We start from the raw sequence: 18507 nt of genomic DNA, 5'->3' as shown, positions 1-18507 counted from the left end.
TCGGGTTACCTAAACTTAGGGCTCTCCGCCGGGCCGGCGATACTGCACTGGCCAGCGGCCAAACACCGGGGCTGGGCCCCGCAAATTGGGTGATGGGGGGGGCACTGCGCTTACTACGACGAACTCTTGGAGTCGGTCCCGCCGGGCTCCTTGGGGGCCCAGGTGGGCTTCTGCTTGGCGTCCTTGAGGTCGGTTTCCTTCATCAGGACCTGCCACTTCTCCTCGTCGGACTTGCCGTCGACGCGCAGGCTGAACTCCTTGACCTGCTTGGTGTCGTGGAAGTACAACACGACGACTTGGCGCTCAGACGCCTCGTCGTAGAAGTCGGCCGTCACCTTGCCCCGGGCGCCCTCCTCGAAGCCCTTGATCCAGTTCTCTGCCGTCTTCTTGCTCTGGGCGTCGCTGCTGTCGCTGGTGGCCAGGGATCGGAGGTCATCCGTCTCGCCGTCGGCTATGTGCCACACGAGTTCCTGGGTGAGGCGGAGCGAGCCCGTGGACGGGTAGCCGACCACGTGCAGCGGCTCGTGGTTGGCGTAGGCGGACTCATACGATGTGTCGGAGTTGCTGTCGCACCCGGACAGGGTCAACACAGCCAGCGCCAGCGTGGCGGCTGCACCGTAGCGCTGCTTTGTCCTCGTCATGTCACTTCCTGTCCCTGACCCTGACGATCGTGACCTTCTGGATCGGGTTCTTGGTGTTCTTGTAGCGGTTGATCACGTCGGCGAGGCTAGTTTGGTCCTTCAGCCCATGCTGCACCAGGTTGATGCGTCCCTGGACCTTCGAATCCACGATCGCCACGTGGTTGTAGATCTTCTCCTTCTTCCACTTGAAGAAGACCAGGTCCCCGAGCTGGGCGTTGTAGTCCTTCGCGATGACCTTGGAGTGGCGCCACTTGGTGACGTGGAGGCGCAGGTAATTGGCGCTGGTCCACGCCCAGCTCTTGCCGAACCCGTACTTGCCCTGCCACCACGCGTTGTCGGCCTTCCGGCCTCCGGGGCGCATTTTCATGCCGCCGCCGTAGTACAGGGCCTTGGACACGAAATTGGCGCAGTCCTGCTTGTACTCCCACTTCGTGCCGACGTGGTTGCGTGCCCAGTTCGCGGTGCCGTGGCCGCTGACGGGGCTGGCTGCGAGGGCCTTGGCGGCCGGCGACAGCGACGGCGGAGGGCTTGCCGGCGGCTCCGGCACGTACCGGGCGGCCGGGTTGATGAGCTTCGGCGGCCCCTCCTGATTGGCGGGGATGTTCCCGTTGGCGTCAGGCAGGTGCGGGTCGATGTAGTGCGTGTTCTGCTGCGTCGTGTTCGTAGCGGCCGTGGGCGCGAGCTCGGCAGCGGTACTCGTGCCGCCGAGGCAACCGGCCCACACGGCGACGCTCACGCCCCCGGCTGTGCACAGTCGAGCTGTGCGGCTTAAAAACGGCATGGGTGACGTCATGTGCAATTCCTCCCCGTAGTCACCGGATCATCGTCCAACCCAGTGATCATGCAAAACTACCTGCTCAGGAGGGTGCAGGGCAGTTGATTTTCGGCAGTGACCGGCCCGTTGGCCGGGATCCAGTGCCATGTCATGCGACCTGCGTGTCGCGCCCGCGCGAAGCACGCGGGCGGCACAGGGGTTCCCCTCTTCAACGCCAAACAGGATCGATCAACTCGGGGTCGAACTTCCGCTGGCCCCGCCCTGCGGGGTGGATGATCACGGACGTAAGGCTGTGCAGCACGATCTCCCGTTGACGCTCGATGGGAAGACCGAAGAACTCATCCACGGTCATGTCAGCCGTGCTCCCCTTGGCTTCCGCCTGCTTCTGCTCCTTGTAGAACCGGGCGCGCTCCAACTTCAACGCGTCCCGCTCCCGTTCCTTGTCGGGCAACAGCTGCAAGAGGGTGGACACGGTGATGGTCTTCGCCTTCTCCGCTTCGATGAGCTGGGCGATGCCGACTTGCAGGTCTTCCAGCTCCTGCTCCCTGGCCCAACGCTCCTCGACCGGAACCCCCTTCGTGGCAGCCCTCTCGCGCTGTTCCTTGAGTGCGAGCTGGGCAATCAGACGGTCAACGGGCTCGCCGACACGGGCGACCTTGCCGCACCCACCGTTGACCTTCGAGCACTGGTACGTGTACCGGGCTCCCTTGGAGCCAGGCTTCCACTTCGTGTTGACCTGACCTCGGATCTTGTTCTTGCACAGACCGCATCGCGCGATGCCGGAGAGCAGGTACTTACGGGCGAGCGATTGCCCCGTCTTTGCCTGCTTGCGGTCGGCGATCTCCGCGCAGACGGCCTCCCACTCCTCGACGGTGTTGATCGGCTCCCACTCGCCCATGACGGGCTCGCCGCCCTCGGCATACAAGATCTCGCCGTGATAGGTGCGGTACCCGACCAACCGGGGGTTGGTGAGGATGTGCTCCACGTGGTGGTGCGCCATCCGCTTCGTGCCTTCGCGGGGGTTGCCCAGCCCCTGCTCCTGCCATTGAGTGCGGACGGTGCCGATGCGGACGCCGGTGAGTATCGCCTTCTGCGCCTCGCGAATGTGCTTCGCGGCCTCCGGATCGACCTTGTCGCGGTCGTCCTTGCGCCATCCGTACGGGGCCGGACCGCCGTTGCTCTTCCCCTGCTGTGCCAACTCAAGGTGCTTGCGCTTGATCCGCCGCGATGTGTCGTGCGACGACTTGTTGGCGAACGCCACCATGATCCGCGCCATGGTGCGCCCGTCGGCGGAACCGAGGTTCACGTCATTGGTGACGGTTGCGAACTCCAGCCGGGGGCGGTCGTCGAAGATCTCGATCAGCCGTTCAAGGTCGCGCGGCTGGCGGGCGAGCCGATCGAGGTCGTACGCGACGACGCCGTCAATCAGGCCGGCCCGCAGGTCCTTCAACATGAGCTCGAACTCTTCGCGCACCACGTTGCGCTTGAACGCGGACACGTCGTTGTCCTCGTAGACCTTCACGGCCTGCCAGGTACGGAGATCCGCCAGCCTTTCGCAGTCCGTGCGTTGGCGGGCAACGCCGAGTGCTTCGCCCTCGTCGTCCCGTGAGATACGGGTGTAGATCCCTACCTTGCGTGCCATGCTCAGCCCCTCCCCGGTCGCCTGCGGCCTGTGCCGGCGGCGAAGGGAGACGTTACTACCATCATTTAGTTCACTCGCTCTGGTCCGTGCAGCCGCCGGTGGTCCGCCGGGACGGCCAGGTGCTGGACGCCTGACGGGCGGGAGAACGGCAGAAGCCTGAAGGGGCCGTGGCATGGTGCTGCGGCCCCTTCGGCGTTCTCGCGCGCCGGATTCGGCCAATACCGCTCCGGGCGTTCCGCCGTCCCGTCCCGCCGAGTAGAAACCGGCGGTAACAGCGGACCGGAGGGAAGACCCCATGGCACGTGCGAGAACGGTGAGGCGGGCGGGACCGGGGCGGCGCAGGAGGCGGTGGCCGGTGGCCGCCGTCGCGGCGCTGACCGTGGCATTGGGCACCGGCGGCGGGACGGGCGCGGCGGTCGCGGCGCCCACGGCGGCGACATCGGCGGCGCCCCCGGCGGCGCGACCCCAGTCCACAGTCGCGGCCGCGGCCACCGCGCCCCTGGCGCCCCGGGTGGAGGCGGCCCGCGCCCGGGAGGCCACCCGGCTCTACGGCGAACCGGCGGTGCGGCCGCTCGCCGAGCGGAAGACGTCGCTGATCTCGCTGGGCGACAGCGAGATATCCGGCGAGGGCGTCGGCACGTACGAACCGGGCACCAACGGGCCCGACAACTGGTGCCACCGCTCGCCCGATTCTGCGATCCACCGCACCGGCGTCCCGGTGGATGTGACGTACAACGTGGCCTGCTCGGGCGCGTACAGCGGCAACATCGTGATCGGCGGGGACAAGCAGTACGCGGACGAGGAGGTGCAGAGCGACAGTCTGGCCGCGGCCGCGCGGAACACCCGGGTCAAGATGATCGTGATGATGGTCGGCGCCAACGACGATCTGCAGTTCGGGCCGGTGATGACGGACTGCGTGACGCGGTGGTTCACGCTCCAGGGGACCTGTGAGCCGAAGTACCTGCCGGGCTGGCAGGCGCGGGTCGACGGGCTGGTGCCGAAGGTCGAGCGGACCGTCGGGGACCTGCGGACCGTGATGCGCGGCGCCGGGTACGGCGACGGCGACTACCGCCTCGTGCTCATGTCGTACCCGAGCCCGATCGGGCCGGACGTCACCGACAACCCGGACTTCCCCGGCAAGATCCCGGGCGGCTGCACCGGCTACACCTCCGACTCCGCGTGGGGGCGGAACACCGCGGTCCCGGCGTTCGAGCGCGGGGTGCGGAAGGCGGCGAACGGCGCGGGCGCGGCGTACCTCGACACCTCGCGGCTCTTCCACGGCCACGAGGTCTGCATGGAGGACACCTGGGCACGCGGCCTGTACGTGGACGTCTCGAACCCGTTCCCGCCGGACGCCAACTCGGTGCGGCAGTCCTTCCACCCGAACGCGAAGGGCCACGCCGCCTTCGCCGCCTGCCTGACGCAGTTCTACGACAGCGGGCTGCGCGAGGCGTCCTGCGCCGATCCGGCGAGCACCGGGAAGCCGCAGCTCTACCCGGGCGCCTGGGATGACGCGTTCCGGCCGCTGCGCAACGCCGCCACCGGCACCTGCGCGGACGTCACCGGCGGCGCCTCCGCCAACGGCACCGCGGTCGGCGGCTGGGACTGCCTCGGGCAGCGCAACCAGGGCTGGTGGTACGACTCCGGGGAACGCTCGCTGCACACCGAACTCACCCATGACCGCTGCCTGGACGTGCCCGGCGGCCGCTACGAGGTGGGCGCCGCGCTCGTGGTCTGGAACTGCTCCGGGGCGGAGAACCAGCGCTTCACCGAAGGCGACGGCGGCACCTACCGCCCGGCGTCCGCCGCGTCGCTCTGTCTGACGCTGCGGGCGGCGAAGGACCCGCTGCGGCTGGAGACCTGTGACGGGTCGGCGGCACAGCGGTTCACCCGCGCCTGAGCGACGGGCCCGTACGGCGAAGGGCCCCGCCTCCGGGAGAATTCCGGGGCGGGGCCCTTCGGTCCGTTGCGGGGCGGGGCCGCGGCGCCTGTTTCACGTGAAACGGGTACGGGGCCGCCGTACGGTCAGAGCGTGCCGAGCTTGACCAGGGCGAGCAGGGCGACCAGCTGGATCGCGGAGGCGCCCAGCGCCTTGGGCCAGGGCAGGTCGTGGGACTTGCTGACCATCTGCGTCAGCAGGAAGCCGGAGGCCAGCCAGGTCAGCCAGCCCAGGACCGTCACGAGCGGGCTGTCGCCGCCGAGGAACATCGCGAACAGCAGCCGGGGCGCGTCCGTGATGGCCGTGATCAGCATCGACAGGCCGATGGTGGGCGCCCAGGCGCCGTCGCCGCCGAGCTGGCGGGCGAGGGTGTGGGTGACCGCGCCGAGGATCAGCCCGCCGACGATGAACATCACGGCGGTGATCAGCACCCACGGGATGCTCTGCGACAGCGTGGCGTTGAGGACGTCCTCGCGCGCCTTGTCGAAGCCGAAGACGGCGAGCAGCCCGTAGAGGAACGAGACGACCAGCGCGGGCGCCCAGACCTGGTGGTCGCGCATCTGCCAGAACGTCGGCACCGGCCGCAGCACGATCCCGGACAACAGCTGCTTCCAGTGCAGCCGGGGACCGGGCGGCGCGGCGTTCTGCCCGGCCTGGTAGCCGCCGTCGTCGTACTGCCCGTCGTCACCGTAAGGCTGCTGCCCGTACGCGTCCGGGGCGTCGCCGAGGCTGAACTGCTGGGTGTGGCCGGGGGCGTTGGCGGTGGAGTACGGGGCGTGCCCCTGCTGGTAGCCGCCGTCGCCGAAGTACTCCGGCTCGCCGGGGCGGTCCGGCTGCGTGGCGCCCGGCCCGCCGTACTGCCCGGGCTGCGGCTGCTGCCACTGGGCGTGCGGGGGCGGGGGCTGCTGCCCGTAGGGGCCCTGCCCGTACGGTGCCTGCTGCCCCTGCTGCTGCCTGTCCTGCGCGGCGCGGGGATCTTGTCCGCGACCCATCCTGAATCCAGCCACGCCCTCGAACGTACCTGCTCCGCCCCGCCCCCGTGGCGGCCCGGGGACGGCGGAGAGGGTTTGCTGCCGAGCTGTGACATCCCCTAGGGGGAACCGGACACCGCTACCTGCGCAAACCGGCCATGGCCCCTAAGGGATGCGGGGCGCGCACCTTACGGGGCCGGGGCCGGCCCCCGGTGGAGGGTCAGCTCGGGCAGGCCCTCCATGTTGTCGGAGCCACTGGCGACGGTGGTGAAGCCGTGGCGGGCGTAGAAGGCGCGGGCGCCGGTGTTGGCCTCGAAGACGTGCAGGGTGAGGCCGTCCGGGCGGTGGGCGAGGGCCGCGGCGAGGAGCCGGGTGCCGAGGCCCCGGCGCAGCTCGTCCGGGTGGAGGTAGAGGTCTTCGAGCACGTCGTCGCGGACGGCGGCGTAGCCGATGACGTCGGTGCCGCGTTCGGCGACCCAGGTGGTGCAGCCGGGCAGCAGATGGTCGCGGATCCAGGTGATGACGCCGTCGAGGTCGTGCCGCTGCGGCGGGAGGTAGGGCATGGTGACCCGCCGGGACTCGCGGTGGACATGGGCGATGGCGGGGGCGTCCGCGGTGGTGGCGCGGCGGACGCGGACGCCGTCAGCAGCGTCGGTGTCCGCGGGGGCGGCGGCGCCGCCGGGGCGCGCGTCGGGTGCCGGGGCTGAGGTCATGGCCGTCATCGTGCCGGACGGCGGGGCGGACGTCGCGTGGATTTCTGCCCGGGGGGGGTGGCGGGCGGGAGACGTAGGGGGAGCCCGGAGACGGCGACGGCCGGTCCGCGTCGACATCGTCATCGCGACATCGGTACGGACCGGCCGTCGGCGGCGGACCCTGCCCCTACGGGGCCGTCCGGAGCACCCGGATCACGGCATCACTTCGCCGGTTCCGGCTCCGGCGCGTCCTCCGCCGGGGCGTCGTCGGCCGGGTCGGCGGGCGTCCTGACGGAGTCGAGGAGCAGCTGCGCCACGTCCACGACCTGGATCGACTCCTTCGCCGTGCCGTCGTTCTTCTTGCCGTTGACCGAGTCGGTCAGCATGACGAGGCAGAACGGGCAGGCGGTCGAGACGATGTCGGGGTTGAGGGACAGCGCCTCGTCGACGCGCTCATTGTTGATGCGCTTGCCGATGCGCTCCTCCATCCACATGCGGGCGCCGCCGGCGCCGCAGCAGAATCCGCGCTCCTTGTGGCGGTGCATCTCCTCGTTCCGCAGGCCCGGCACCTTGGCGATGATCTCGCGCGGCGGTGTGTAGACCTTGTTGTGACGGCCGAGGTAGCAGGGGTCGTGGTACGTGATCAGGCCCTCGACGGGCGTGACCGGCACCAGCTTGCCCTCGTCGACGAGGTGCTGGAGCAGCTGTGTGTGGTGGATGACCTCGTACTCGCCGCCGAGCTGCGGGTACTCGTTGGCGATCGTGTTGAAGCAGTGCGGGCAGGTCGCGACGATCTTCTTCGAGGACTTCGGCTTCTTGGTCTCCGGGTCCTCGTCATCCTCGCCGAACGCGGCGTTCAGCGTGGCGACGTTCTCCGCGCCGAGCTGCTGGAAGAGGAATTCGTTGCCCAGCCGGCGCGGGGAGTCGCCGGTGCACTTCTCGTCGCCGCCCATGATCGCGAAGTTCACGCCCGCGATGTGCAGCAGCTCGGCGAACGCCTTGGTGGTCTTCTTCGCGCGGTCCTCCAGGGCACCGGCGCAGCCGACCCAGTAGAGGTAGTCGACCTCGGTCAGGTCCTCGACGTCCTTGCCGACGACCGGGACCTCGAAGTCGACCTCCTTCGTCCACGCGAGGCGCTGCTTCTTGGCCAGGCCCCAGGGGTTGCCCTTCTTCTCCAGGTTCTTCAGCATCGTGCCCGCCTCGCTGGGGAAGCTGGACTCGATCATGACCTGGTAGCGGCGCATGTCGACGATGTGGTCGATGTGCTCGATGTCGACCGGGCACTGCTCGACGCAGGCGCCGCAGGTGGTGCAGGACCACAGGACGTCCGGGTCGATGACGCCGCCCTCTTCGAGGGTGCCGATCAGCGGGCGCTCGGCCTCGGCCAGCGCCGCCGCCGGGACGTCCGCCAGCTGCTCGGCGGTCGCCTTCTCCTCGCCCTCGGCATCCTTGCCGCCCCCGGCGAGCAGGTACGGCGCCTTGGCGTGCGCATGGTCGCGCAGCGCCATGATCAGCAGCTTCGGTGAGAGCGGCTTACCGGTGTTCCAGGCGGGGCACTGCGACTGGCAGCGACCGCACTCGGTGCAGGTGGAGAAGTCGAGCAGGCCCTTCCAGGAGAAGTGCTCGATCTGCGAGACGCCGAACTGGTCGTCCTCGCCCGGGTCCTCGAAGTCGATCTCCTTGCCCTCGCTGGTCATCGGCTGGAGCGCGCCGAGCGCGACATCGCCGTCTGCCTCGCGCTTGAACCAGATGTTGGGGAAGGCGAGGAAGCGGTGCCAGGCGACGCCCATGTCGGTCTTGAGCGCGACGGTGATCATCCAGATGAAGGACGTCGCGATCTTCAGCCCGGCGAAGAAGTAGGTGAGGTTCTGGAGCGTCGCGATGTCCGTCCCCTCCAGCCGGCTGACGACCGGGTACGAGAGGAAGAACGACGCCTCGTAGCCGTCGACGTGGTGCTGGGCACCCTCCAGCGCGTGCAGCATGAAGATGCAGACGCCGACGATGAGGATGACCGCCTCGACGAAGTACGCCTGGCCGAAGTTGGAACCCGCGAAGCGGGACTTACGCCCCGGCTTCCCCGGTTTGCTCAGCTGGCGGATCACGATCAGCACGAGGATGCCGAGCACCGTCATCGTGCCGATGAACTCGACGAAGACGTTGTACGGGGCCCAGTCGCCGATGACCGGCAGGAGCCAGTCGGCCTTGAAGAGCTGGCCGATGGCGTTGACGATCGTCAGCAGCAGCGAGAAGAAGCCCACCGCCACGAACCAGTGGGCCACGCCGACGACGCCCCAGCGGTTCATGCGGGTGTGGCCGAGGAACTCCTTGACCACGGTGACGGTGCGCTGCTTCGGGTCGTCGGTCCGGGAGCCGGCGGGGACGTTCTGGCCGAGCCGTACGAAGCGGTAGATCTGTGCGATGGCACGGCCGAACAGCGCGACGCCGACCGCGATTAGGACCAGCGACACGATGATCGCGGCGAGTTGCATTGATGGCTCCTCGGGCCTGCGAGAGCGGGGACTACTGCGACTACTAAGCAGTAACTTTTCGGGTCTGCGCTGAGGTTACCCAGTATCCCGGGCCCCATGAAGCCGCCCGGCCGGTGATCTGCGTCGCGCGGGCACCCCCGCGCGAGGGCGGCGTACACGCGCCGAACGGGTGCGCCGCCCCGGCGCGCCCCCTCTTGATCGCGGCGCTGAGGATAAGGCCCGTATAAAACTTGAGCGGTCATGACTCAACTCTGTTGACAGGTTTTGGGGGCTCGTGCATGCTTGAGTCCGTTCCACTCAAGTCAGCTGGAGGAATCGACATGGCACGTGCGGTCGGCATCGACCTGGGCACGACGAACTCCGTCGTCAGTGTTCTCGAAGGCGGTGAGCCCACCGTCATCACCAACGCCGAGGGCGCCAGGACCACGCCGTCCGTCGTCGCCTTCGCCAAGAATGGCGAGGTGCTGGTCGGCGAGGTCGCGAAGCGTCAGGCGGTCACCAACGTCGACAGGACCATCCGGTCGGTCAAGCGCCACATGGGCACTGACTGGAAGGTCGACATCGACGGCAAGGGCTTCAACTCGCAGCAGATGAGCGCCTTCGTCCTGCAGAAGCTCAAGCGTGACGCCGAGGCGTACCTGGGCGAGAAGGTTGTGGACGCGGTCATCACCGTCCCGGCCTACTTCAACGACTCCGAGCGCCAGGCCACCAAGGAGGCCGGTGAGATCGCGGGTCTGAACGTCCTGCGCATCGTCAACGAGCCCACCGCGGCCGCCCTCGCCTACGGCCTGGAGAAGGACGACCAGACCATTCTGGTCTTCGACCTCGGTGGCGGCACCTTCGACGTCTCGCTGCTGGAGATCGGCGACGGCGTCGTCGAGGTGAAGGCCACCAACGGTGACAACCACCTCGGTGGTGACGACTGGGACCAGCGCGTCGTCGACCACCTGGTCAAGCAGTTCCAGAACGGCCACGGCGTCGATCTGTCCAGGGACAAGATGGCGCTCCAGCGCCTGCGCGAGGCCGCCGAGAAGGCGAAGATCGAGCTGTCGTCCTCCACCGAGACGACGATCAACCTTCCCTACATCACCGCCTCCGCCGAGGGCCCGCTGCACCTGGACGAGAAGCTCACGCGCTCGCAGTTCCAGCAGCTGACCGCGGACCTCCTCGACCGCTGCAAGACCCCGTTCCACAACGTCATCAAGGACGCCGGCATCGCGCTGTCCGAGATCGACCACGTGGTCCTGGTCGGCGGTTCGACCCGTATGCCGGCCGTCGCCGAGCTCGTCAAGGAGCTGACCGGCGGCAAGGAGGCCAACAAGGGCGTCAACCCGGACGAGGTCGTCGCCATGGGCGCCACCCTCCAGGCCGGTGTCCTCAAGGGCGAGGTCAAGGACGTTCTGCTCCTCGACGTCACCCCGCTGTCCCTCGGTATCGAGACCAAGGGCGGCATCATGACCAAGCTCATCGAGCGGAACACCACGATTCCGACGAAGCGCTCCGAGATCTTCACGACGGCCGAGGACAACCAGCCGTCCGTGCAGATCCAGGTCTACCAGGGCGAGCGCGAGATCGCGGCGTACAACAAGAAGCTCGGGATGTTCGAGCTGACGGGCCTGCCGCCGGCCCCGCGCGGTGTCCCGCAGATCGAGGTCTCCTTCGACATCGACGCCAACGGCATCATGCACGTGACCGCCAAGGACCTGGGCACGGGCAAGGAGCAGAAGATGACCGTCACCGGCGGCTCCTCGCTGCCGAAGGACGAGGTCGACCGCATGCGTGAGGAAGCCGAGCGCTACGCGGACGAGGACCACAAGCGCCGCGAGGCCGCCGAGACCCGTAACCAGGGCGAGCAGCTCGTCTACCAGACGGAGAAGTTCCTCAAGGACAACGAGGAGAAGGTCCCCGCCGAGGTGAAGACCGAGGTCGAGGCCGCCGTCGGTGAGCTGAAGGAGAAGCTCAAGGGCGAGTCCGCCGAGGGCGACAACACGGCCGAGATCCGCACCGCCACCGAGAAGGTCGCCGCCGTCTCGCAGAAGCTGGGCCAGGCCATGTACGCCGACGCCCAGGCCGCGGGCGCCGACGCCGGTGCCGCGAGCGCCGCGGGTGCCGGTGCGGGCCAGGCGAAGGCCGAGGACGACGTCGTGGACGCCGAGATCGTCGACGACGAGAAGCCCAAGAAGGACGGTGCGGCGTGACGGAGGAGACTCCGGGCTTCGACGAGAAGCCCGACGTCTCCGGCGCCGAGTCCGCAGGCAACGCTGACGACGCGGCGCGAGCCGAGTCCGCCGACAAGGCGGGCTCGGCCCCGGCCGGGGACGACAAGCAGGGCGCGCGGGACATCGCGCTCACCGCACAGCTGGACCAGGCCCGTTCGGCGCTCAACGAGCGCACCGCGGACCTCCAGCGGCTTCAGGCCGAGTACCAGAACTACCGGCGCCGGGTCGAGCGGGACCGCATCGCGGTCAAGGAGATCGCCGCGGCGAACCTCCTGTCCGAGCTGCTTCCGGTCCTGGACGACGTGGGTCGCGCCCGCGATCACGGCGAGCTGGTCGGCGGCTTCAAGTCGGTGGCCGAATCGCTGGAGACCGTGGTCGCCAAGCTGGGCCTCCAGCAGTTCGGCAAGGAGGGCGAGCCCTTCGACCCGACGATCCACGAAGCCCTGATGCACTCGTACGCACCGGACGTCACGGAGACCACGTGCGTGGCCATCCTGCAGCCCGGGTATCGCATCGGTGAGCGAACGATCCGCCCCGCGCGGGTCGCCGTCGCCGAGCCGCAGCCGGGCGCCCAGGGCGGCAAGTCCGCATCCGAGGACGGTGCCAAGGCTTCGGACGAGGAAAACGGTGGCCCGGACGAGGGCTGACGTGTGGACGGCAGAGAAGAAGACGCGGAAGGAGGGACGTCGGGGATGAGCACGAAGGACTTCGTCGAGAAGGACTACTACAAGGTCCTCGGCGTCCCGAAGGACGCCACCGACGCCGAGATCAAGAAGGCGTACCGCAAGCTCGCCCGGGAGAACCACCCGGACGCCAACACCGGTGACTCCGGCGCCGAGGCGCGCTTCAAGGAGATCTCCGAGGCGAACGACATCCTCGGCGACCCCAAGCGCCGCAAGGAGTACGACGAGGCGCGGGCGCTGTTCGGCAACGGCGGCTTCCGTCCCGGCCCCGGCGCGGGCGGCGGCAACTTCAACTTCGACCTCGGCGACCTCTTCGGGGGTACGCAGGGTCAGCAGGGGAGCGGCGGCGGCTTCGGCGGGGGCCTCGGGGACGTCTTCGGCGGCCTGTTCAACCGCGGCGGCGCGACGGGTACCCGTACCCAGCCGCGGCGGGGACAGGACATCGAGTCCGAGGTGACGCTCAGCTTCACCGAGGCGGTGGACGGGGCCACGGTCCCGCTGCGGATGTCCAGCAAGGAGCCGTGCAAGGCGTGCTCGGGCACCGGCGACAAGAACGGCACCCCGCGGGTCTGCCCGACCTGCGTGGGCACCGGTCAGGTCAGCCGGGGCGCGGGCGGCGGCTTCTCGCTCACCGATCCGTGCGCCGACTGCAAGGGCCGCGGCCTGATCGCGGAGAACCCCTGCGAGGTCTGCAAAGGCAGCGGCCGGGCGACCAGCGCCCGGACGATGCAGGTCCGCATCCCGGCGGGCGTCTCCGACGGGCAGCGCATCCGGCTGCGCGGCAAGGGCACGCTCGGCGAGCACGGCGGTCCGGCGGGCGATCTCTACGTCGTGGTGCACGTCCAGCCGCACCCGGTCTTCGGCCGCAAGGGCGACAACCTCACCGTCACGGTGCCGGTCACCTTCCCGGAGGCGGCGCTCGGCGGCGAGGTGCGGGTGCCGACGCTGGGCGGCCCGCCGGTCACGCTCAAGATCGCGCCGGGGACGCCCAACGGCCGCACCATGCGGGCGCGGGGCAAGGGCTCGACGCGTAAGGACGGCACCCGGGGCGACCTGCTGGTCACCGTCGAGGTGATCGTTCCGAAGGACCTCGGCGACAAGGCGAAGGAGTCGCTGGAGACCTATCGCGAGGCGACCGCGGATCAGGATCCGCGGGCGGAGCTGTTCCAGGCCGCGAAGGGAGCATGAGATGGACAGCCGGGGCGGACACCGTCGGAACCCGTACGAACTGACCGAAGATTCTCCGGTATACGTCATCTCCGTCGCGGCTCAGCTCTCCGGCCTGCATCCGCAGACCCTGCGTCAGTACGACCGGCTGGGTCTGGTCTCGCCCGACCGCACGGCCGGGCGGGGCCGCCGGTACTCCGCCCGGGACATCGAACTGCTCCGCACGGTGCAGCAGTTGTCCCAGGACGAGGGCATCAACCTCGCCGGTATCAAGCGCATCATCGAGCTGGAGAACCAGGTCACGGCCCTCCAGCAGCGGGTCGCCGAACTCCAGGGCGCCCTGGAGGGCGCGGCCAGCGCGATGCAGCAGCGGGAGGCCGCGGTGCACGCGTCCTACCGCCGCGATCTGGTGCCGTATCAGGATGTCCAGCAGGCCAGCGCGCTGGTGGTGTGGCGCCCCAAGCGGGGCGAGTGACCGCCGGAGAGCGGCGGTCACAGCGGAGAGGGCCGGGGCGACCCGGCCCTTTCGCATGTCCGGGGACCGGACGCGCCGGGCGACGGTGCGGGCCCCGGCCCGGGCGCTCTTCTCCCCGGCTACCCGGCCGCTCTGCTCCCCGGCCGCCCGGCCGCTCTGCTCCCTGGCGGGCCGCCCGGCAGCTCAGTGCCCGCTGTACCCCGCCGTCGGCATCGACAGGCGGCGGTGGACGCCCGAGGTCAGCGCGCGGTCGTAGACCGGTTCGGCGAGGTCGGCGGTGGCCAGGCGGACCCCGGCGGCGGCGCAGCGCGCGGCGAACGCGTCGGCGTCGTCCACGGCGTGCTCCAGCGCCCGGCGGTGCGGCGCCACGAAGACATCGACCAGGCCGCGTTCCACATCGCGCCAGAGCGTGGGGTGCCCGGCGGGCAGCCGGTGCAGGCTCAGCCGGCAGGTGAGGTCGTAGCCGCGGTCCGCCGCCCACCGCTCGCACATGGCGTGCTGACCGCGGTCGTCGACGAGGAAGGGCTCGTCGCCCAGCTCGGACAGCGGCATCAGGCAGGCGAGGGCGGTGGCGCGGACCGGGTTCATCGTGCCCTCCGGGCGTGGTCGGTGTGCGGGCGACGATACCGGCGCACGGCGCCCGCGGTAACGGCGCGTTCACCCACCGCGCACCCGCGCTCCGGACGCGTTCTAGGCCCGGCCGAGCGCCCGGGTCACGGTGATCTCGATCGCCACCCGCTCCGGGTTGGGCCGCGGCATCCGGCCGTACCGCGCGGCGTACCGGCGCTCGGCGTCCGCGACGGCCGCCGCGTCCGTCCGCACCCGGGCGATCCCCTCCAGCGTCGCCCAGCGCCGCCCCGCGACCTGGCAGACCGCGGCCCGCACACCGTCCGCCCCGGCGGCCAGCACGTTCCGCGCCTTGGTGGAGCCGCCGCGCGTGATGACCCGCGCGATCCGCTGCTCCGCGTCGTACGTCACGCCGACCGGGACGACGTGCGGGGAGCCGTCGGCCCGCAGCGTGGTCAGCGTCGACATGACGTGCTCATCCCAGAAGGCGAGGTAGGCGGGGTCGAGGGCGGCGAGATCGTGGGCCATGGGGGAAGCGTAACGGCGGGGCACCGGGCCGCCCGTTCCGCGTACGGCGAGGGGCCGGGCCCCGTAAGGGCGGCCCGGCCCCACGGGGCACCCGCCTCAGAGGAAGTCGCCGGTCTCCAGCGTGAAGGAGAAGGGGTCGGGCAGCGGCAGTGGCATGCCGAAGGCGACGGAGTGGGATTCGCGGTAGTCGTCGTCCTCGGGCTCGCTGAACAGCGTGACCGTGGAGGTCTCGCGATCGACGAGGAGATAGAGGGGGAGGGCGCCGCGGGCGTAGCAGTGGCGTTTGGCGATGCGGTCCCGCTCGGCTTTGCTGCTGGTCACCTCGACGACCAGGGCGACGCCGTTGGGCGGCATCCACGGGGGAGCACCCCGGAAGACGCGCAGAGCCCAGGGCGCCATCGTGGCGTCCGGGATCACCCGGTTCGTGAGACCGGGACCGGCACCGGGAAGGATGAGCCCCTTCCCGCCCGAGATCTGCATCCGGGTCGCGGACGCCGCTTTCACCTGGTCATTGATGAGGTCCAGGTAGTCCTCGTGGTCCCCGTCGGTCGGCGGTGACACAACAATTTCCCCCTCGATCAACTCGGCGCGGAACCCACGGGGGGTTTCCATGCCAAGGAAGTCGTTCAGGAGGTTCTGTCGGTCGGTCGCCGTCGGCTCATATGCCATAGCTGTCATGCTGCACCTCCATTGCGGTCGAGGCCAGTGTCGGCGCCGGGCATCGACTGCCGCTGGCATATGCCGGACGTTCACCCGCAGGTGTGGCGCCGTGCGCCCCGGGGAACCCGGGCGCCGCGGCGACGCGGCAGGCTCGGCACCGGGGCGCCGCGCACCCGGCCGAGGGGCCGGCCTTTCCCCAATCTTGAGTGAACCCCGCTCAACCTCACTCTTGAGTGTCGTAGACTCAACTTACTGAACGTCGACCAGAGCATGTACGGAAGCGTCATACGCGCCCTACCTGCCCGCCGTCGGGCGGACCGGCAGTACAGGACGAGAACGCCGAGCACGAGGAGGACCCCGCGACCGTGGACGCCGAGCTGACCAACAAGAGCCGGGAGGCGCTGAGCGCCGCCAACGAGCGGGCGATCACCGCCGGGCACGCGGACATGACGTCCGCCCATCTGCTGCTCGCGCTGCTGGCCGGACCGGCCGACAGCAACGCGAACATCATCGATCTGCTGGCCGCCGTCGGCGCGGACGCCGCCGTGCTGCGCGGCGGCGCCGAGCGGCGCCTCGCCGCGCTGCCCAGCGTGCAGGGGTCGACGGTCGCGCCGCCGCAGCCCGACCGCGAGCTGCTGGCCGTCCTCGCGGACGCCGCCCGGCGCGCCAAGGAGCTGGGCGACGCCTATGTCTCCACCGAGCATCTGCTTATCGGCATCGCGGCCAAGGGCGGTGCCACCGGTGCGCTGCTCGACGAGCAGGGCGCGTCCGCCAAGAAGCTGCTCGCCGCGTTCGAGGAGTCGCGGGGCGACCGCCGGGTCACCAACGCCGACCCGGAAGGCACGTACAAGGCGCTGGAGAAGTTCGGTACGGACTTCACCGCGGCGGCGCGTGAGGGCAAGCTCGACCCGGTCATCGGCCGGGACCACGAGATCCGCCGCGTGGTGCAGGTCCTCTCCCGCCGGACGAAGAACAACCCGGTGCTGATCGGCGAGCCCGGCGTCGGCAAGACCGCCGTGGTCGAGGGGCTGGCCCAGCGCATCGTCAAGGGCGATGTGCCCGAGTCGCTGCGGAACAAGCGGCTGGTCGCGCTCGATCTGGGCGCGATGGTCGCGGGCGCGAAGTACCGCGGCGAGTTCGAGGAGCGGCTGAAGACCGTCCTCGCGGAGATCAAGTCCAGCGACGGCCAGATCATCACCTTCATCGACGAGCTGCACACCGTCGTCGGCGCGGGCGCGGGCGGCGACTCCGCCATGGACGCGGGCAACATGCTCAAGCCGATGCTGGCCCGCGGCGAGCTGCGGATGGTCGGCGCGACCACCCTCGACGAGTACCGCGAGCGGATCGAGAAGGACGCGGCGCTGGAGCGCCGCTTCCAGCAGGTGCTGGTCGCCGAGCCGACCGTCGAGGACACCGTCGCGATCCTCCGCGGCCTCAAGGGGCGCTACGAGGCGCACCACAAGGTCGCCATCGCCGACTCCGCGCTGGTCGCCGCCGCCACCCTCTCCGACCGTTACATCACCTCCCGCTTCCTGCCCGACAAGGCCATCGACCTCGTCGACGAGGCCGCGTCCCGGCTCCGGATGGAGATCGACTCCTCGCCCGTCGAGATCGACGAGCTCCAGCGGTCCGTGGACCGGCTGAAGATGGAGGAGCTGGCGCTGCGGAACGAGACCGACGCCGGTTCCGTGGCGCGGCTGGAGAAGCTGCGCCGCGACCTCGCCGACAAGGAGGAGGAGCTGCGCGGGCTGACCGCCCGCTGGGAGAAGGAGAAGCAGAGCCTCAACCGCGTCGGCGAGCTGAAGGAACGCCTCGACGACCTGCGCGGACAGGCCGAGCGCGCTCAGCGCGACGGCGACTTCGACACCGCCTCCAAGCTGCTCTACGGGGAGATCCCGAAGCTGGAGCAGGAGCTGGAGGCGGCGGCGGCCGCCGAGGCGGAGCAGGAGGCGTCCGCCGAGTCGATGGTGAAGGAGGAGGTCGGACCGGACGACATCGCCGATGTCGTCGGCTCCTGGACCGGCATCCCCGCCGGCCGCCTCCTCGAAGGCGAGACGCAGAAGCTGCTGCGCATGGAGGACGAGCTGGGCAAGCGGCTGATCGGCCAGGCCGAGGCGGTGCGTGCGGTCTCCGACGCGGTGCGCCGCACCCGCGCCGGGATCGCCGACCCGGACCGGCCCACCGGCTCGTTCCTCTTCCTCGGCCCCACCGGCGTCGGCAAGACCGAGCTGGCGAAGGCGCTCGCCGACTTCCTCTTCGACGACGAGCGGGCCATGGTCCGCATCGACATGTCGGAGTACGGCGAGAAGCACTCCGTCGCCCGCCTCGTCGGTGCGCCCCCCGGCTACGTCGGCTACGAGGAGGGCGGCCAGCTGACCGAGGCGGTCCGCCGCCGCCCATACAGCGTCGTCCTGCTGGACGAGGTGGAGAAGGCCCACCACGAGGTCTTCGACGTGCTGCTCCAGGTCCTCGACGACGGCCGCCTCACCGACGGCCAGGGCCGCACCGTCGACTTCCGCAACACCATCCTCATCCTCACCTCCAACCTCGGCTCGAACTTCCTGATGGACCCGCTGCTCAAGGAGGACCAGAAGAAGGAGAAGGTGCTGGAGACCGTCCGGGCATCCTTCCGGCCGGAGTTCCTCAACCGCCTCGACGACCTCGTCGTCTTCCACCCGCTGGGCACCGACCAGCTCCAGCGGATCGCCCGGATCCAGATCGACCACCTCCAAAAGCGCCTCACCGACCGCCGTCTTACCCTCGACATCAGCGACGCGGCCCTGACCTGGCTCGCCTGGCTCGGCCAGGAGCCGGTGGTGGACGCCCCGGCGCCGGACCTCTCGTACGGTGCCCGGCCGCTGCGCCGCCTGGTGCAGACCGCCATCGGCGACCAGCTGGCGCGTGCCATCCTGGCGGGCGACGTACTGGACGGCGACACCGTCCGCGTGGACGTCGACGGCGATCACCTCGCCGTGACGTCCGCCCGCGCCGCCGCCTGACGCGCCGCGCTCCGCCCCGTCCGGGGTTGCCAGGACGGGGCGGGCATGGTGGAGGATGGC

General features: G+C 70.0%; 15 protein-coding genes. 6 read left to right on the top strand and 9 right to left on the bottom strand.

All coding sequences use genetic code 11. The features are described 5' to 3' along the window. Positions 1-113: 113 nt before the first annotated feature. From ACFWWQ_RS23000 to ACFWWQ_RS22990, 3 genes are all read right to left on the bottom strand, one after another. Positions 114-641 carry a hypothetical protein gene (locus ACFWWQ_RS23000; protein WP_384599128.1) on the bottom strand — a complete coding sequence of 176 codons (528 nt, stop codon included), beginning with the start codon at positions 639-641 and terminating at the stop codon, positions 114-116. A 1-nt stretch (position 642) separates the two neighbouring features. After that, positions 643-1377, bottom strand: a complete 735-nt coding sequence (locus ACFWWQ_RS22995; protein WP_384599125.1) for an amidase domain-containing protein — start codon at positions 1375-1377, stop codon at positions 643-645. Between the two features lie 247 nt (positions 1378-1624). Further along, positions 1625-3058, bottom strand: coding sequence for a recombinase family protein (locus ACFWWQ_RS22990; protein ID WP_384599122.1), 1434 nt, complete (start codon positions 3056-3058; stop codon positions 1625-1627). 295 nt (positions 3059-3353) lie between these two features. Here ACFWWQ_RS22990 and ACFWWQ_RS22985 point away from each other — a divergent pair, with 295 nt between their 5' ends. Continuing rightward, positions 3354-4958 carry a ricin-type beta-trefoil lectin domain protein gene (locus ACFWWQ_RS22985; protein ID WP_384599119.1) on the top strand — a complete coding sequence of 535 codons (1605 nt, stop codon included), beginning with the start codon at positions 3354-3356 and terminating at the stop codon, positions 4956-4958. 125 nt (positions 4959-5083) lie between these two features. On the opposite strand, the gene ACFWWQ_RS22980 is transcribed toward ACFWWQ_RS22985, so the two are convergent. The 3 genes from ACFWWQ_RS22980 to ACFWWQ_RS22970 all read right to left on the bottom strand — a co-directional run bounded on the left by ACFWWQ_RS22980 (position 5084) and on the right by ACFWWQ_RS22970 (position 9149). Then, positions 5084-5989 (bottom strand): Yip1 family protein, encoded by a 906-nt coding sequence (locus ACFWWQ_RS22980; RefSeq protein WP_384599205.1) that lies wholly within the window; start codon positions 5987-5989, stop codon positions 5084-5086. A gap of 167 nt (positions 5990-6156) precedes the next feature. Next, positions 6157-6681, bottom strand: a complete 525-nt coding sequence (locus tag ACFWWQ_RS22975; protein WP_384599116.1) for a GNAT family N-acetyltransferase — start codon at positions 6679-6681, stop codon at positions 6157-6159. Between the two features lie 200 nt (positions 6682-6881). After that, a complete protein-coding gene (locus ACFWWQ_RS22970; protein WP_384599113.1) occupies positions 6882-9149 on the bottom strand; it encodes a heterodisulfide reductase-related iron-sulfur binding cluster in 2268 nt (755 codons plus the stop codon). A gap of 320 nt (positions 9150-9469) precedes the next feature. Here ACFWWQ_RS22970 and dnaK point away from each other — a divergent pair, with 320 nt between their 5' ends. The 4 genes from dnaK to ACFWWQ_RS22950 are packed head-to-tail and all read left to right on the top strand — an operon-like array spanning position 9470 to position 13693. Beyond that, positions 9470-11347, top strand: a complete 1878-nt coding sequence (dnaK, locus tag ACFWWQ_RS22965; RefSeq protein WP_384599110.1) for a molecular chaperone DnaK — start codon at positions 9470-9472, stop codon at positions 11345-11347. Continuing rightward, a complete protein-coding gene (grpE, locus tag ACFWWQ_RS22960) occupies positions 11344-12015 on the top strand; it encodes a nucleotide exchange factor GrpE (RefSeq protein ID WP_384599106.1) in 672 nt (223 codons plus the stop codon). Before dnaK ends, grpE begins: the two co-directional genes overlap by 4 nt. Before the next feature lie 45 nt (positions 12016-12060). Beyond that, the gene (gene dnaJ, locus ACFWWQ_RS22955) at positions 12061-13239 is read left to right on the top strand and encodes a molecular chaperone DnaJ (RefSeq protein ID WP_384599103.1); all 1179 of its coding nucleotides are present in this window, start codon (positions 12061-12063) and stop codon (positions 13237-13239) included. A gap of 1 nt (position 13240) precedes the next feature. Beyond that, complete coding sequence (locus ACFWWQ_RS22950; protein WP_384599100.1) at positions 13241-13693, top strand: heat shock protein transcriptional repressor HspR; 453 nt, start codon at positions 13241-13243, stop codon at positions 13691-13693. A 183-nt stretch (positions 13694-13876) separates the two neighbouring features. Here the strand turns inward: ACFWWQ_RS22950 and ACFWWQ_RS22945 are convergent, their stop codons facing one another. The 3 genes from ACFWWQ_RS22945 to ACFWWQ_RS22935 all read right to left on the bottom strand — a co-directional run bounded on the left by ACFWWQ_RS22945 (position 13877) and on the right by ACFWWQ_RS22935 (position 15457). Then, on the bottom strand, positions 13877-14281 hold the full coding sequence (locus ACFWWQ_RS22945; protein WP_384599097.1) for a hypothetical protein: 405 nt from the start codon (positions 14279-14281) through the stop codon (positions 13877-13879). A gap of 102 nt (positions 14282-14383) precedes the next feature. After that, positions 14384-14788 carry a TIGR03618 family F420-dependent PPOX class oxidoreductase gene (locus tag ACFWWQ_RS22940; RefSeq protein ID WP_384599094.1) on the bottom strand — a complete coding sequence of 135 codons (405 nt, stop codon included), beginning with the start codon at positions 14786-14788 and terminating at the stop codon, positions 14384-14386. A gap of 96 nt (positions 14789-14884) precedes the next feature. Then, on the bottom strand, positions 14885-15457 hold the full coding sequence (locus ACFWWQ_RS22935; RefSeq protein WP_384599202.1) for a Uma2 family endonuclease: 573 nt from the start codon (positions 15455-15457) through the stop codon (positions 14885-14887). Positions 15458-15813: 356 nt separating this feature from the next. On the opposite strand from ACFWWQ_RS22935, the gene clpB reads away from it, so the two are divergent. Then, complete coding sequence (gene clpB, locus ACFWWQ_RS22930) at positions 15814-18447, top strand: ATP-dependent chaperone ClpB (protein ID WP_384599090.1); 2634 nt, start codon at positions 15814-15816, stop codon at positions 18445-18447. Positions 18448-18507 lie beyond the last annotated feature (60 nt).

Origin of the sequence: Streptomyces sp. NPDC059080 (assembly GCF_042739975.1) — a bacterium.
In the GTDB taxonomy this organism is placed as follows: Bacteria; Actinomycetota; Actinomycetes; order Streptomycetales; family Streptomycetaceae; genus Streptomyces; species Streptomyces benahoarensis.
This window is presented reverse-complemented; position numbering and strand designations above follow the sequence as displayed.